Source organism: Rhodococcus cercidiphylli (assembly GCF_033042225.1).
Classification (GTDB): domain Bacteria; phylum Actinomycetota; class Actinomycetes; order Mycobacteriales; family Mycobacteriaceae; genus Rhodococcoides.
Genome location: NZ_JAWLKE010000007.1, coordinates 25472 through 41748, shown reverse-complemented (window position 1 = coordinate 41748; position 16277 = coordinate 25472). Strand labels below are relative to the sequence as shown.

The following is a 16277-nucleotide window of genomic DNA, read 5'->3' as shown; positions in this document are numbered from 1 at the left end:
CGGTGCGGCACGGTAGAAGAGTGCGCACAGGCAACTAGTATGGATCGGGTGTCTGCTGCCGAACGTGCGAACAGGAGCCGCCGCAACCCGCGGCGGCGTCAGGCACGCGCCGACACCGAAGCACCCAAGCTGCGGACCGTCCGCGAGACCTCGGCAGGCGGCCTGGTGGTCGACGGCCTCGACGGGCCGCCGGCCAAGCGCTGCGCCGCCCTCATCGGCCGCACCGACCGCCGCGGACGCCTCCTCTGGTCCCTGCCCAAGGGTCACATCGAACAGGGCGAAACCGCCGAGCAGACGGCCATGCGCGAGGTCGCCGAAGAAACCGGCATCCGCGGTACCGTCCTGGCCTCGCTGGGCAGCATCGACTACTGGTTCGTCACCGAGGGCCGACGCGTCCACAAGACCGTCCACCACTACCTGCTCCGATTCCTGGGCGGCGAACTGTCGGACGAGGACCTCGAGGTGACCGAGGTCGCCTGGGTCCCGCTGACCGAACTGCCCTCTCGACTCGCCTACGCCGACGAACGCAAGCTCGCCGCCATCGCCACCCGTCTGATCGAGGACATGAGCAGCGGCAACTCGGGCGCACCCATCCCCGGCGGGAAGTGATCGTGCGGGCCCGGAAGGTCGCTGCCGCCGCATTGACCACGTTCGTTCTTGCGGTGGCTCCGTCGGTCGGCTCCGCAGCACTGGTCCCCGCGCAGCTTCCGAACGCCGCGGCCCAACCCGACTCCTCCGTCGGCGATGCGTCCGGCACCACCAGCGCCGTTCCGGACACTCCGATGACGCAGGACGGCAACCCCTTCCTGACGCTGAGCATCGAGACCGTCGCCCCCTCCACTGTCACCACCAGCAGCGACCCGTTCGTCACCGTTCGCGCCACGGTGACGAACACCGGGGACCGCCGCGTCGACGACGTCAGTGTCCGGATGCAGGCCGCTGCCGCCGTCGACACCACCGCGGGCCTGCGGACCTCCCTGACTCTCGACCAGGACCGATTCGAGCGGGTGGGCGATTTCGTCACGGTCGCCGACTCACTGGAGAAGGACGAGAGCCGCCAGTTCGACATGTCGATGCAGCTGCGCAGCACCACCGAACCTTCACTGGGAATCGAGGCGCCAGGCGTCTACCCGCTGCTGCTCAACGTCAACGGCACCCCCGAGTACGGCGGAACCGCACGACTCGACGACGCTCGCTTCCTGCTCCCGGTCGTCGGACTGCCCCGAAACCCGGGTGAGATGGACCCGACCGCACCGGGCGCGCTGCCGCTGCCCCCGAACACCCGCAACCCCGTCGCGATGACGGTCCTGTGGCCGCTCGCCGACATCCCTCGCCTCGCTGCCGGAATTCCCGGATCCGTCGACGAGCGTGTGCGACTGATCGACGACGAGCTCGCCGGCGAACTCGCCACCGGCGGGCGACTCGACACCCTCCTCAAGGCCGTCGAGTTCGCGACGCAACCCGGCCTCGATCCCGACGGCAGACTGGCGTCGAGCCTGTGTATCGGCCTGGACCCCGACCTGCTCGTCACCGTCTCGAACATGACCCGCGGCTACCTCGTCGTCGACAACCCGGCCGATCCCGCCAGCACGACGCGTGAGGGCACCGGAAGCGCAGCCGCAGGCCAGTGGCTGTCCCGACTCGAGACGGTCGCGTCGAGCACCTGCGTGACGGCGATGCCGTTCGCCCAGACGGATCTGGGGGCAGTGGCCGACATCGGCGATCCCACGTTGCTGAGCAGTGCGGTCAGCGCCCCGGCAGACATCGTCGACGGCATCCTCGGCATCACCTCGACGCGCGGTTTCACCTGGAGCACCACCGGTGGCGTGGACGCGGACACCGCCGATGCCCTGCGCACGGCAGGAACCGGCACCGTACTGGTCGCCGACAACAGCATCAGCCCGCCGACATCGGCCCCGACATCGCTGCTGGTCTCGTCCGAGACCCAACCGTCGGACACCCAGCAGACCGAGACGCTGGCCGCCACCCACTACGACGCCGCCACCGCAGCGGCGCTGGCCGGCGTCGGAGACACCCCGTCCACCCCCGCCCTGACCCCCACCGAGCAGCGCTTCGACCTCGCCACCGACTCTCGTACCGCACGCCTGCAGGACGCGCTCGGAGCCGTCAACTTCCATGCGCTCGTCGGCACCGATCGGCCCGGGCGCACCGTCACCGTCGCGCCCCCGCAGTACTGGACCGCGGGGGGCGACGAACCGTCGGCCATTCTGTCGACGGTGTCCTCGCTGCTGCGTTCGGGGTTGGCCACGCCGCGCCCACTGGCCGAGTTGCTCGCCGAGCCCACGTCCGGACCTCCGGTGACCGGCATCGATGCAGCCACCGAACTCGATACCGGCACCATCGGCCTGGTGCAATCGCAGAGCGCCCGGGTCGACACTCTGATGCAATCACTCGTCGAGGACCCGCAGTCGGCGCTGACCCCGCGCCTGTACACCGCCCCGCTGCGCGAGGACATGCTCCGAGCGCTGTCGACGGCCGGTCGTGCCAGTGCCGCCAGTGACGACACCGGCGTGATGGCGCGTGACCGACTCGCCGCCATCCGCATCGGATTGGACACCATCTACGGGTCGGTGACCGTGCTGGCCCCTGGCGGCGTCTACACCCTCGCCTCGGAACAGAGTCCGCTGCTTCTCGTCGCCCGCAACGACCTTCCGGTCCCGGTCAACGTGCTGCTCAGGGTCGATGCGCCGCCGGAGATGACGATCAGCGACGTCGGCGTCACCCAACTTCCGGCCCGTGGATCACGGACCATCACCGTGCCGGCCGAAGTGGACGACACGCGCAATCTGTCGGTCGACTTCTCCGTCACGACGCTCGACGGGTCCCGGCTCGGTGAGGTCTCGACGGTGTCCGTGCGATCGAACGCATACGGCCAGGCACTGGCGATAATTACCGCCTGCGCCGGTGCTCTCCTACTGTTACTTGCAGGTCGACGCCTCTGGCACCGATTCAGAGGTCAACCCGACCCGGCCGACGAAGGGTACGAGAGACCATGACAGGCAACGTCCCGTACGACGGCGACCTGCCGCGGTCACGCATGCCCGCATCGCAGGTGTTCCGACGCACGACGCCACCGCGGTCCGCCCCCTGGGAGCGGCAGTCGCGGCCGGAGCTGCGCTCCTACCCGGCACCGCCGTCGCTCGACGGTCAGCCGGCCGCCGACGACACCGTCACGCAGATGATCCCGCGATTCCGGGACGAGGACTACCCCTATCCTTCGTCGAGCACAGCACCGTCCGGAACGGTTCCGCCGACGAGAGTTCCGCCGGGCGGGTCCGACCCGGCACCGCAGCCCGAGCCGCGGCCGCAGAAGTCACTGCTGGCCGCGTCGGGTTCGATCGCGGTGGCGACCCTGGTCAGCCGCATCACCGGATTCGCCAAGCAGGTCGCCATGACGGCCACCCTCGGCGCGGCGCTGGCCAGTGCGTTCACCGTCTCGACGATCCTGCCGAACATGATCTCCGAGCTCGTCCTCGGCGCAGTGCTCGGAGCCATCGTCGTGCCGGTGTTGGTCCGAGCCGAGCAGGAGGACGCCGACGGCGGGCGGGCATTCGTGCGACGCCTCTTCACCATCGCAGTGGCGCTGCTCGGAACCGTGGCGCTCGCGGCGACGATCGCAGCCCCGCTGCTGGCGAGGCTGATGCTCGACGGCGATCCGAAGGTCAACGAGGACCTGACCATCGCGTTCACCTATCTGGTGCTGCCCGCGCTGATGTTCTACGGACTGTCCGGCCTGCTCACGGCCGTGCTCAACACCCGGCAGAACTTCAAGCCCGGCGCCTGGGCACCGGTGTTCAACAACCTGATCGTGCTCGCGGTGTTCGCCCTGTACCCCTTCGTCCCGGGCGAGATCACCGCGAACACCATCGAGATGAGCAACCCCAAAATCCTCGTTCTCGGCCTCGGTGTGACCGCGGGTGTCGTCACCCAGGTTCTCGCTCTGATCCCGGCTTTGCGCCGCGAACGCATCGACCTGCGCCCGCTCTGGGGATTCGACGAGCGACTCAAGAAGTTCGGCGCGATGGCCGCCGCGATCGTGCTCTACGTCGTCATCAGCCAGATCGGGCTGATCGTCGCCACCAGGATCGCGTCGGGCACCGACGATGCGAGCAACGTGATCTACTCGCAGGCCTGGATCGTGCTGCAGCTGCCCTACGGCATCCTCGGCGTGACGGTACTGACGGCCATCATGCCCAGACTCAGCCGCAACGCCGCCAACGGTGACACTCCGTCCGTCGTCGACGATCTGTCGGTCGCGACCCGCCTGACGATGGTCGCGCTGGTGCCGATCGTGGTGTTCCTGACCTTCGCGGGTCCGTCGGTGGGCGAGGCGCTGTACGGCTTCGGCCGGTTCGCCGAGGTCGCACCCAGACTCGGCGAGGCCGTCAGCTGGTCGGCGTTCTCCCTCATCCCGTACGCCCTTGTGCTGATCCACCTGCGTGTCTTCTACGCCCGTGAGAAGGCCTGGACGCCGACGTGGATCATCCTCGGTATCACTGCCGTCAAGATCGGCCTGTCGTTGCTCGCCCCGATCGTCGCGTCCTCGCCGGAGCAGGTGGTGCTGCTCCTCGGCGCAGCGACCGGTCTGGGCTACACCGTCGGCGCGATCATCGGCGGATACCTGCTGCACAAGAGCCTGGGCAGTCTGCGGATGGCCAACGTCGGCAAGACGGTCTGGCTGGTGCTCATCGCCTCACTGGCCGGCGGCGCGGCCATGCTCGCGATCGACCGGATCCTCGGGCTCGACGCCATGATGAACGGCTGGGTAGGCAACTTCGCCCGCGTGGCGATCGACGCCGTCATCATGCTCGGCATCACGTTCTCGATCCTCTGGTTCGGCAAGATTCCCGAAGTTCTGGCGGTCACCGTGGCCCTGAGCCGCCTCGTCCGCAGGTTCCGCGGCGGATCCGACACGCGGGACGCAGATCTGGCCGCTGCAGAAACCGGCGTTATTCCGGTTATTCGAAGCGAGCCCACATGGGACACTGCGCGGGATCGGCTCCCGTACCCTGGTCATCGGCACCCGGGGGCACAAGCTCATGAGGGTCGACCGTTCGCAGATCAACACGGGGCATATTCGCCTGAAGGAGTGACAGTGACCGACGACGAAGTTGCTGGGGGGCCGGCACAATCTCCAGCAAGCGAAGCCGACCGAACGAGCGGCGGCGTCGAGGTCGACACCCAGGACCGCACCGAGCCCGTGAAGGCCGAGGCTTCTTCCTCCAAGACTCCGAAGCCCGCCGAGACGCCGGCGAAGACCGCGTCCGAATCGAAGACTGCAGCCGAGTCGAAGGCACCTGCTCCCGAGCAGGACGTCGAGAAGTCCGCCGACGAGCCAACGGCCGTCGAGCCCGCTGTCGACAAGCCCGTTGCCGCCAAGTCTGCTCCGAAGCCGGCCGACAAGACCGTCTCCATCTCCAAGGCTGCTCTCGCGGCGCGTCCGACCGACAAGACCATCTCGATCTCCAAGGCCGATCTGCCGGTCGAGACCGACGACGAGAAGTCCACACAGGACTCGAAGCCCGCGGCGGATGCGGATTCCGAGAAGACCGCAGCAGTACCGGCCACACCCGGTAACGACGACTCGTCTTCCACGGACGACGTCGACACTGCAGCGGCTGCGGCGAGCGCTCCCGGGCGCACGCTCCGCGGCCCGACGCTCATTCCCGGTGCCTCCGTTGCCGGTGGACGGTACCGACTGCTGGCACCGCACGGCGGCGCGCGCGGCCTCAAGTTCTGGCAGGCCCACGACGTCAAGCTCGATCGCGAGGTCGCGCTGACGTTCGTCGACGCCGACCAGCAATCCACCGCCTCGACCGACGACCGCACTCAGGGACCGCAGGCGATCCTCTCGCGCACGCTGCGTCTGGGTCGGATCAATTCGCCCGGCCTCGCACGCGTGCTCGACGTGGTGCGTGGCAGCTCCGGCGGCATCGTCGTCGCGGAGTGGACGCCCGGCCGGTCACTGCGCGAGATGGCCGACACCGTGCCTGCACCCACCGGCGCGGCACGCGCGATCAAGGTCCTCGCCGCAGCGGCCGAGGCCGCGCACCGCAGCGGAGGTGCGCTGTCGATCGATCATCCCGATCGCGTGCGCATCAGCTCCAGCGGCAATGCCGTCCTCGCCTTCCCCGCAACACTGGCCGACGCCGACCCCAGTTCGGACGTCCGCGGACTCGGCGCGATGCTCTACGCCCTGATCACCGCAAAGTGGCCCCTGTCCGACACCACCGGCGGCGCCGTCGTACCCGGCGACGCAGCTCCAGCACGCAGCGTCGGCGGTATGCGTCCGGCCGACCGCGACGACAAGGGTGCCCCGCTCGAGCCGAGGCAGGTTCGTCCGGATGTTCCGTTCGAGATCTCCGCCGTCGCAGTGCGGGCGCTGGAACAGAACAGCGGAATCCGTACCGCTGCCACCGTGCAGCACGTCCTGGACCAAGCAGCTGTGGTCAACGACAAGACGGATCTGATGCCGGCTCTGCGACTGGGCCAACGCGCACCGGGCGCCAGTGGGCACTCGCTCGCCGACCCCGAGGAGATCGCCGCCGAGAAGGCGAAGTCGATGCGCACCAACATCGCCATCGCGGTACTCGGCGCCTTGACGGTCGTCGTGCTCGCGTTCGCGGGCTTCTGGCTGTTCACCTCGATCGCAGGCGACAACACCGAAACTCCGCTCGACACCCAGGACTTCGGACTCACGACTCCGGCCGAGGCACCGCCCGCAGCCGATTCCGCGGCCCCCCCGGCTCCAGCCGGTGGCCCGGTAGCGATGGACGACGTCAGCGTCTTCTCACCCCAGGGTTCCGCCGACAACCCGAGCACCGCGTCCAACGTGATCGACAACGACCCCAGCACCGCATGGACGACCGACTCGTACTTCCAGCAGTTCCCGGCTCTCAAGAACGGCGTCGGCCTGCTCGTGTCCATCCCGTCCTCGACGCTGCAGAACGCATGGATCGAATCGACGTCTCCGGGAACCGTCGTCGAGATCCGGTCGGCCCCGAACGACTCACCCAGCCTGAGCGACACCACGCTGCTCGGTGAGGCCACGTTGCAGAACGGCCGAACCGACATCGCCCTCGACGACGCGGAGCCGACCGGGAACGTCCTCGTCTGGATCACCAGTCTCGGCGAACAGGGTGGCCGCATCGCCACCTCGATCTCCGGGATCGGTTTCGACACCTAATTCGGGCATTCGGTAATCAATACCGGCTCGTTTCGTACTTCACGGTATTCATGGCCTAGGCTCCCCCCAATGCGTTAACACGGGGGGAGCCGTTTTCGTATGACCGAACGTTTCGATTCGGCGCCAGGGGAGCGCACGGATGCGGAGCTTCTGGCTGCTCATGCGGCCGGAGAGCCGAACGCCTTCGCCACGCTGATCTACCGACACCACGAACACCTGTGGCTGACGGCTCGGCGCACAAGCTACACGCCCGAGGACGCCTCCGATGCTCTGCAGGAGGCGTTGCTCTCCGCTCATCGCACGGCCGGGTCGTTCCGCGCCGACGCCGCGGTCCGAAGCTGGTTGCACAAGATAGTCGTCAATGCCTGCCTCGACCGCATCCGCAGGAACAAGGCACGCCCGTCGGTTCCGTTGAGCGAGAACGAAAGTCACGAGCCCGTATCTCCCAGAGATCGGATTTCCGAGACGGAGACGAGCATTCTCGTTCGACAGGCTCTGATGACGTTGCCACCCGACCAACGTGCAGCCGTCGTCATCGTGGACATGGAGGGGTATTCGGTGGCCGACGCTGCCGACCTGCTCGGCGTTCCCACCGGTACCGTGAAGAGTCGATGCGCCCGCGGTCGACTCAAGCTCTCGACGCAACTCGCGTACTTGAAAGATGCAGGGAACCGAATCTGACCCCCTCGCGTCTATACCGTGTGAGAGAGAAAGCAGACTCGGCGAAGGGAGGCAGGATCGTGCCGTCGAGCACCGACGCTCTACAAGCCCCGTTCTCGCCGGAGCTACTCGCCGATCTGCATGCCGATGCACTTCCCGAGGACGTCAGTCGGCGACTGTGGCCACTGGTTCGCCTCGACGAGGATTCGATGCGCATCCTCGCCGGTCTCGACGCCGTCTCGGCTCGACTGCACGAGTTGGGCGAGGACCCCACCGGGACGTTGTCGATTCCGCCCGACGTCGCCCAACAGATCGATCGCACCCTGCACACGGTCGAGCAATCGACGTCCCCGGTGGACGTCGTCGTTCCGCTCCGTCCGCGCAGACGTCGTATGGTTCTCGGAACCGCCGCTGCCGCAGCGCTTCTGACGGCCGGATCGGTTGCTGTCGCGGCGGCCGTGTTCACTCCGGACGAGCCCGAATCGATCGTTGCCGACCCCACGCAGGCTCCGGATTCGTCTCTGGTGCTCGATTCCGCCGACCTCGACTCCGGTTTCGCGTTCGGCATCATCGGCAAGCGGGATCCCGGAGCATTGGCCGATCCGGCCGACCTCGCTGCCTGTCTGCAGTCCAACGACGTGGATCCGGCCACCACCGTTCTCGGATCGAGTCGAGTGCGCGTCGACGGCCGAGACGGAACGCTGCTCGTCCTCGCCGGAGAACAGCCCTCACAGTTCATCGCCCTTGCGGTGGGCAACGACTGCAGCACTGCAAACCCGGACGTGCTGACGCGTCGCGATATCGGCTGACAGATCTCTCACCGGGGAACAACTGCCTCTAGGGTGGTGTTGACCAGATGTACGTCGACCGGCGTGTGCGCTGAACACTCGGTTGTCGACTGCACGTATACGCCGCACATGATCGGAAGGTCTGCATTGAGTACCCCCAAGGTTCACGATCTCATCATCGTCGGCTCGGGACCGGCCGGTTACACCGCCGGCGTCTACGCCGCACGGGCGGAGCTGGAGCCGATCCTGTTCGAGGGAACACAGTTCGGCGGTGCGCTGATGACCACCACCGAGGTCGAGAATTTTCCCGGGTTCCGCGAGGGCATCATGGGCCCCGATCTGATGGAACAGATGCGCGAGCAAGCGGCGCGATTCGGCGCCGACATCCGGACCGAGGACGTCGAGGAGCTCGATCTGACGGGCCCGATCAAGACGGTGTCCGCCGGCGGCGAGACCTACCGGGCTCGGGCGATCATCCTCGCCATGGGCGCAGCAGCTCGCTATCTGTCCATCCCGGGTGAGGAGAAGTTGCTCGGACGCGGCGTCAGCGCCTGCGCCACCTGTGACGGCTTCTTCTTCCGTGATCAGGACATCGCCGTCATCGGTGGTGGCGACTCGGCCATGGAGGAAGCAACCTTCCTCACTCGCTTCGCACGCAGCGTCACGATCGTGCACCGCCGCAGCGAGTTCCGCGCGTCGCGCATCATGCTCGAGCGCGCCAAGAACAACGACAAGATTCGTTTCCTCACCGACACCAAGGTGCTCGAGGTCCTCGGTGACACCAGCGTCACCGGGCTTTCGCTCGAGCACGCCGAAACCGGCGAGAAGACCACTCTGGACGTGACCGGAATGTTCGTCGCAATCGGCCACGATCCCCGCAACGAGCTGGTCAAGGGCCAGGTCGAGCTCGACGATGCCGGCTACGTCAAGGTCGCGTCGCCCACGTCGGCCACGTCCGTCGAGGGCGTCTTCGCTGCCGGAGACCTCGTCGACCACGTATACCAGCAGGCCATCACCGCTGCGGGTACGGGCTGCACCGCGTCGATCGACGCCGAGCGGTGGTTGGCCGAGCAGGGCGACATCACCAGCAACACGCTCGAACACGCCGACCAGCCGGTCGACGCCGTCAACGCCTGACAGGCACCGAACTTCCACATCGAGGAGATAGAAAATGTCCGACGACAAAAGCACTGTCACCATCACCGACGCGTCGTTCGCCGACGACGTCCTGACCAGTGAGAAGCCCGTCCTGGTCGACTTCTGGGCCACCTGGTGCGGCCCGTGCAAGATGGTCGCCCCGGTTCTCGAGGAGATCGCGGCCGAGCACAAGGACAAGCTCACCATCGCCAAGCTCGACATCGACGCCAACCCGCAGGCCGCTCGCGACTTCAAGGTCATGTCGATTCCGACGATGATCCTGTTCCAGGGTGGCAAGCCGGTCAAGCAAATTGTCGGCGCAAAGGGCAAGGCCGCGCTGCTCAAGGACCTCGAAGGCGTTATCTGACTCACCTGCACACAGTGTGGATTGCAGCGGAAGCCAGTCTTTCTGCGACAATCATCTGATGTGCCGATGCTTCGGCATCGGCACATCAGCCGCAAGGTGTGAGTGCCGTCGGAACGATCGAGAGGCTTTGTCGAGGATGCAGGAACTCAGTCACGGCGATTCCGGACCCGCCGTCGCCGAGGTCCGCGGCACTCTGTCGGCTCTCGGCTTTCTCCACGAAGCGGTGGTTCCCCCCGGTCCCATGGACGACGGCCACTGGACGGCTCCCGGCTCCGTCTTCGACGGTGCCCTCGGAGGTGCCGTCCGCGCATTCCAACAACACCGCGGTCTGTTGGTCGACGGCGTCGTAGGCCCGGCCACATATCGCGCACTCAAAGAAGCGTCGTACCGCCTCGGCGCTCGAACCCTCATCTACCAGCTGTCCGCTCCGCTGTACGGCGACGACGTCGCCTCGTTGCAGACGAGACTCCAGGACCTCGGTTTCTACAGCGAGCGCGTCGACGGCTTCTTCGGTCCCCGCACGCACGAGGGACTGTCCTCGTTCCAGCGCGAGATCGGCCTCTCCCCGGACGGCATCTGCGGACCGGCAACTCTGCGCTCTCTCGACCTTCTCGGCACGCGCGTCACCGGTGGATCCCCGCACGCCATGAGCGAGGAAGAACTCGTCCGTAAATCGGGACCGCAGTTGACCGGCAAGCGCATCGTCATCGATCCCGATCTCGGCGGAGCAGACACAGGTCGCATCGTCGAGGGAACGTTCGGCCGCGTCTCCGAGTCCGAGATCCTGTGGGATATGGCGAGCCGACTCGAGGGCCGCATGGCCGCGACCGGCATGGAGACCTTCCTGTCCCGTGCGCGCGGCACCAACCCCTCGGTCGCCGACCGCGCCGAGACCGCCAACGCCTGGGGTGCCGATCTGATGATCTCGCTGCGCTGCGCATCGAGCACCAGCCCTGTGGCCAACGGCGTCGCCAGCTTCCACTTCGGTAACTCGCACGGCTCCACCTCGATGATCGGTCAAGTACTGACCAGCTACGTACAGCGTGAAATCGTCGCTCGCACACCACTTCTCGACTGTCGCAGCCACGGCCGCACGTGGGATCTGTTGCGTCTGACCAACATGCCGACCATCCAGATCGATCTCGGCTACCTCACCAACGAGTCCGACGTCGAGGTGCTCAGCGATCCGCGCTTCCGCGACATCATCGCCGAAGCGATTCTGATCGCCGTCAAGCGTCTGTACCTACTCGGTCAGGACGATCAGCCGACCGGAACGTTCACCTTCGCCGAGTTGCTCGCCGAGGAACTTGCTGCTTCCGATCGCCCCTGAACCACCGCGCGCGAACGCGTCGGCGGGTGAGGTGTCACCGCGCCCCGACCGTCGACTTCTGCTCGATGTCGACGACGGAGATGCTGGCTGCGATCAGTAGCTGCTCGAGTGCCGATTCGACGTCCTGCTTCCAGCCGTGATCGCGATCGAGCTCGAGCCGCAGTCTCGGAAATCTGTGGTGGGGCGCAATCACTTCGAACCCGACCTTCTCGAGGAAGTCTGCTTCGATCATGCACGTCGACGCCGAACACATCAGCTGTGCCGTGGCGTTCGGAACCACCGGCGCAGCATCGTCGGCGTTGCGTCGAATGCCGAACGCTTCCAGAGCGCGGACTCCACGATTGACGAGATCGCCCACGACGGCCTGGATCAACGTGGCCGAATGCATGTCGGCGTCATCCGGCGAATCGATTCGCAGCTGAGTCAATAGAACTGCATCGTGGCTCACCGGCGACGTCGGGAACGTGCCGGCTCGTGGAACTGCTCGGGGTGGGCAGTAGAGCGCGCAGCCGATGGTCTTGCCGTCGACGGACAGCAACTGTCCGCAGGATCCCCATTCGAGCATGATCGTCGACAGCCATACTTCGTTCTCGAACTCGAGGTCGACCGAGGAACTCTCCGACGCGGGATCGAGTACCCAGAAGCTGCACCGACGCGAATGCGTCGGCAAGTGCTCGAACGAACCGAGCGTCACTCCGGTCACCATCGCCGACACCGCTTACCTCAGCCTTCGTGCACTCGTTCACCGCGAGAATTCTCGATCGGAGCCGATCTGCCCCTCGATCAGGATAGGCGATTGATTCGCTTGACCCGTCGGGTGGAGCCGATCATTCAAATGTGTTGTTTCACAGTACTTTTCGAGCAGATTTCGAGATTTCGGGACCACCTCCGACCGAGCTACGTCACAGTGACGTTTCGACCGCGTATGACTGGTCCTGAAAAATCGTGGCTACTTTTTCTTCTGTGCTTCCATCATCTCGACGATCCTCTGAAGGTCATCGACGGATCCGAATTCGACCACGATCTTGCCTTTTCGCTTGCCGAGGCTGACCGTGACCCGCGTATCGAACGAATCCGAGAGGCGATCGGCGACGTCTTGGAGGCCCGGCATCTGGATGGGCTTGCGCCGGGGCGCCGGTTCCGGGCTCTTCCCGTCCTCTCGGTTGGCGAGGGTGACGGCTTCTTCGGTCGCGCGGACGGAGAGACCTTCGGCGACGATTCGCGCCGCCAATGACTCCTGTGCATCCGACCCCGCGTCCAGAGACAACAGAGCGCGAGCGTGTCCGGCCGACAGAACCCCGGCCGCGACTCGTCGTTGCACGGGAATCGGCAGCTTCAACAGACGAATCATGTTGGTCACGACCGGACGCGACCGACCGATTTTCGCGGCCAGTTCCTCGTGCGTGACGTCGAATTCTTCGAGTAGCTGTTGGTACGCGGCTGCTTCTTCGAGCGGATTGAGCTGGACGCGGTGGATGTTCTCGAGCAAGGCGTCGCGCAACATCGCGTCGTCCGCGGTCTCCCGAACGATCGCCGGGATCGACTCGAGGCCGGCTTCCTGGCTTGCACGCCACCGACGCTCGCCCATGACGAGCTGATATTTTGCATCTCCGGCCCCAGCGGAACCCGACACGAGACGGACGACGATGGGCTGCATGAGCCCGAATTCACGGATCGAGTGGACCAGTTCGGCCAACGATTCGTCGTCGAAGACGTGCCTCGGCTGCTTGGGATTGGCTTCGATTCGATCGGGTGCGATCTCTCGGTAGACGGCACCGACGGGGGAGAGGTCGTCGCCGTTCAGCACCGGCGGGGTCGGTGTGGGTGCTGTCGCGGTCTCCGTGAGTTCATCCGCCGGTGCGGAGCGTTTCGGCTTGGTGGACGTATCCGGGCGGTCCTTGGCGTTGCGATCCGCGCCGATGATCACGTCTGCCGCCGCATTGCCGAGGCGTGGTCCGGCATCAGGTCCGGTGGGGATGAGTGAGGCCAGGCCGCGGCCCAGACCACCCTTACGTGTGGAACTCATCTGTTCACTTCTTCCGTGCTTCGTCGATGCCGGCCGATCGGGCAGCGAGCTCTCGTCCGGCGTCCAGGTAGCTCATCGCTCCTCGTGAACCGGGGTCGTAATCCAGCACCGTCATGCCGTATCCGGGGGCCTCGGATACCTTCACGCTGCGAGGGATCACGGCGCGTAGGACGGCGTCGCCGAAGTGCTTGCGTACTTCTTCCGCGACCTGGTCTGCCAACTTGGTGCGCCCGTCGTACATCGTCAGGATCACGGTGGAGACGTGCAGTTCGGGATTCAGGTGCGACTGCACCAGCTCGATATTGCGGAGGAGCTGACCCACACCTTCGAGCGCGTAGTACTCGCACTGAATGGGGATGAGGACCTCGGTCGCTGCGACGAGTGCATTGACCGTCAGCAGACCGAGCGACGGGGGGCAGTCGATGAGGATGAAGTCGGCGTCGATACCGGAGAGTTCCTCCACCGACAGGGCCGTCTTGAGGCGACCTTCGCGGGCCACCATCGACACCAACTCGATCTCGGCGCCGGCGAGGTCGATGGTCGCCGGGATGCAGAACAACCTGTCGCTGTGCGGACTCTTCTGCACTGCGTCCTTGGCGCTCACTTCACCGATGAGGACCTCGTAGCTCGACGGCACACCCGAGTGATGCTCGACGCCCAACGCCGTGCTGGCGTTGCCCTGAGGGTCCAGATCGACCACCAGAACGGTCAGTCCTTGGAGGGCTAGCGCGGCGGCCAGGTTCACGGCGGTCGTCGTCTTCCCGACGCCACCCTTCTGATTGGCGATCGTCAGCATGCGTCGCTTCGCCGGCTTCGGCAGCGACACCGATCCGGGATGCAGAACCTGGCTGGCTCGATGTGCCGCGGCGCCGATCGGGGTGTCGTTCGGTGAGATCGCGTTGGTGTACTCGAACCCGGAGCTGGCCGCCACCCCCGACTGTTTCCCCGAGTTGCTCGACGCGTTCTTCTTGGACGCTGTTTCACGTGAAACAGCGGGATCGGACCCACCCGACATATGTGCTCCTTAGTGCGGAACTGACTGTGTTCAATACGATCGATCGGATCGAGCGCGGGACGTGTGAGCCCACGATCGAAATCAGTGACGACTCAGTCTCCGCGGCTCACGCACCGCTCTGACGACGATGGTGGGAGTAGGCAACAGACCCACTCCGCACTCCACTACCTCCAGCTTGCCAGCACCCATCCGGGCGAGGGAAGTCCGGTCGCGTTCGATCTCTTCGCCGGCGCTCGACCCCTTCAGAGCCAGCATCCGACCGTGCTCGTGCACCAGAGGGAGCGACCATTTGGCGAGCTTCTCCAATGGCGCGACGGCCCTCGACGTGACCACATCGGCACCGCCGGCTTCCTTCTTGACGCCGGGCTGTTCCGCGCGACCGCGCACGACCAAGATGTTCAAATCGTGTTCCTCGATGAACTCTGCGAGATAGACGGTTCGGCGGAGGAGGGGCTCGACGAGGGTCACCCGCAAGTCAGGCCGCGCGATCGCCAACGGGATACCGGGCAAGCCAGCACCGCTGCCGATATCGACGACGGTCTCGCCCTCGTCGATGAGCTCACCGATCGCCGCGCAGTTGAGGATGTGTCGCTCCCAGAGGCGTGGAACTTCACGCGGTCCGATGAGTCCTCGTTCGACGCCGGCCGTGGCCAACGAGTCGTGGTACCTCCGTGCCAACTCGAGCCGATCACCGAAGATCTGCTCCGCCACGGCCGTCAACTGATTGCTATCCGAGCCTTCTTGTTCCACGTGAAACATCTTCCCGTGCCCAGGCACCGAACGCCAAACGACATCGCTGTAACTCGATCGAATCGACGTCGAACCGCCGAGATCCGGTACCAACGCGACCGAAAGGTGGCCGGCGGCGCAGCGATCCACGACGAGTGGACCCGTCCCGATTCTCGGCGCGGTCAGACCATCCGGATCGACTTCCCGTCTGTTTCGGTCCGAAGATCTGCCGACCCCGCACGGTTCGTCAGACCGCCCGTCCCGCGGCCCCGCCAGTTGGTCCGGCCGCGACTGGGGGGTGTCTCATGCCCCGCGCTGTTTCACGTGAAACTGCTTTGCCATTGCCTCACTATCGTCAGTGCCGCGTGACGACTCGGTGACGTATTCAGCGTCGACGTTCCGGGTTCTCGACAGCAGGCACCGGTCTGAGTGCAGCGACCACACAAGTCAGGGACTTGGTCCAACGTGCGTAGTACCGACCGAACCTGTACCGCGAGCGGCTGACGCCATTCGCAATCGAACACATTCATGCCCCGTCCGGCTGGCGAAGTACGACTGATCGGCTCGTGGATGTTTCACGTGAAACTACGTGCCTGTACCAGTCCACGTTTCTGGAAGGAGTTGATCGACAACCGTCAGCCGGTGGAGATCTGGACGAATACTTGTCGACCACGTATGCCGCTCCGGGCACCTGCGTGCCATGACACACCTAGTCAGGGGAGAGCCGCAGACTCGCCTCCATTCTCGATCGCGTCTCGATCGGCCGGAGCCTCTTTTTGCCGCATCCGAACTTCGCACGTCTTCCGGGTCCGCGGTCGCCTCGATTCTCGACGGGGCTCGACGGTCCCACACATGCGGGCACTGGAAGTGTCGTCGTCCGGACATACGTCGTCATGCCGTCTCGTGTCTTCGAGTCGGCACGAACGAGATTCTCGATCGGCGACCGTCGTAGTGACGTCAGGTCGACCGCCGCGTTGCCCGGATGAAGACAAACACGTCCGGACTTTCGATAGCGCGG

Annotated in this window: 12 protein-coding genes; 8 read left to right on the top strand and 4 right to left on the bottom strand. The window is 65.7% G+C overall.

Annotated features, from left to right (window positions below):
* The first annotated feature begins 48 nt into the window (after window positions 1-48).
* The 8 genes from R3P95_RS18395 (at window position 49) to R3P95_RS18360 (ending at window position 11489) form a co-directional block, all read left to right on the top strand.
* Window positions 49-609, top strand: a complete 561-nt coding sequence (locus tag R3P95_RS18395; RefSeq protein WP_068047657.1) for an NUDIX hydrolase — start codon at window positions 49-51, stop codon at window positions 607-609.
* Window positions 606-3017 carry a glycoprotein gene (locus R3P95_RS18390; protein WP_317532997.1) on the top strand — a complete coding sequence of 804 codons (2412 nt, stop codon included), beginning with the start codon at window positions 606-608 and terminating at the stop codon, window positions 3015-3017. Before R3P95_RS18395 ends, R3P95_RS18390 begins: the two co-directional genes overlap by 4 nt.
* Window positions 3014-7207 (top strand): murein biosynthesis integral membrane protein MurJ, encoded by a 4194-nt coding sequence (locus R3P95_RS18385; protein ID WP_317532996.1) that lies wholly within the window; start codon window positions 3014-3016, stop codon window positions 7205-7207. Before R3P95_RS18390 ends, R3P95_RS18385 begins: the two co-directional genes overlap by 4 nt.
* A gap of 99 nt (window positions 7208-7306) precedes the next feature.
* The gene (gene sigM / locus R3P95_RS18380; RefSeq protein ID WP_094687344.1) at window positions 7307-7888 is read left to right on the top strand and encodes an RNA polymerase sigma factor SigM; all 582 of its coding nucleotides are present in this window, start codon (window positions 7307-7309) and stop codon (window positions 7886-7888) included.
* A gap of 59 nt (window positions 7889-7947) precedes the next feature.
* Entirely contained in the window at window positions 7948-8676 is a 729-nt protein-coding gene (locus R3P95_RS18375; RefSeq protein ID WP_317532995.1) for a hypothetical protein, read from the top strand.
* Window positions 8677-8802: 126 nt separating this feature from the next.
* The gene (trxB, locus tag R3P95_RS18370) at window positions 8803-9792 is read left to right on the top strand and encodes a thioredoxin-disulfide reductase (protein WP_094638551.1); all 990 of its coding nucleotides are present in this window, start codon (window positions 8803-8805) and stop codon (window positions 9790-9792) included.
* Window positions 9793-9826: 34 nt separating this feature from the next.
* Entirely contained in the window at window positions 9827-10159 is a 333-nt protein-coding gene (gene trxA / locus R3P95_RS18365) for a thioredoxin (protein WP_068047667.1), read from the top strand.
* A gap of 136 nt (window positions 10160-10295) precedes the next feature.
* The gene (locus R3P95_RS18360; RefSeq protein WP_068047669.1) at window positions 10296-11489 is read left to right on the top strand and encodes an N-acetylmuramoyl-L-alanine amidase; all 1194 of its coding nucleotides are present in this window, start codon (window positions 10296-10298) and stop codon (window positions 11487-11489) included.
* 34 nt (window positions 11490-11523) lie between these two features.
* Here the strand turns inward: R3P95_RS18360 and R3P95_RS18355 are convergent, their stop codons facing one another.
* From R3P95_RS18355 to rsmG, 4 genes are all read right to left on the bottom strand, one after another.
* Window positions 11524-12204, bottom strand: a complete 681-nt coding sequence (locus R3P95_RS18355) for a GNAT family N-acetyltransferase (protein WP_269596181.1) — start codon at window positions 12202-12204, stop codon at window positions 11524-11526.
* Window positions 12205-12438: 234 nt separating this feature from the next.
* Window positions 12439-13515, bottom strand: a complete 1077-nt coding sequence (locus tag R3P95_RS18350; RefSeq protein ID WP_317532994.1) for a ParB/RepB/Spo0J family partition protein — start codon at window positions 13513-13515, stop codon at window positions 12439-12441.
* Window positions 13516-13519: 4 nt separating this feature from the next.
* Window positions 13520-14530 carry a ParA family protein gene (locus R3P95_RS18345; protein WP_094669609.1) on the bottom strand — a complete coding sequence of 337 codons (1011 nt, stop codon included), beginning with the start codon at window positions 14528-14530 and terminating at the stop codon, window positions 13520-13522.
* An 81-nt stretch (window positions 14531-14611) separates the two neighbouring features.
* A complete protein-coding gene (gene rsmG / locus R3P95_RS18340) occupies window positions 14612-15289 on the bottom strand; it encodes a 16S rRNA (guanine(527)-N(7))-methyltransferase RsmG (protein ID WP_317532993.1) in 678 nt (225 codons plus the stop codon).
* Window positions 15290-16277: the final 988 nt, after the last annotated feature.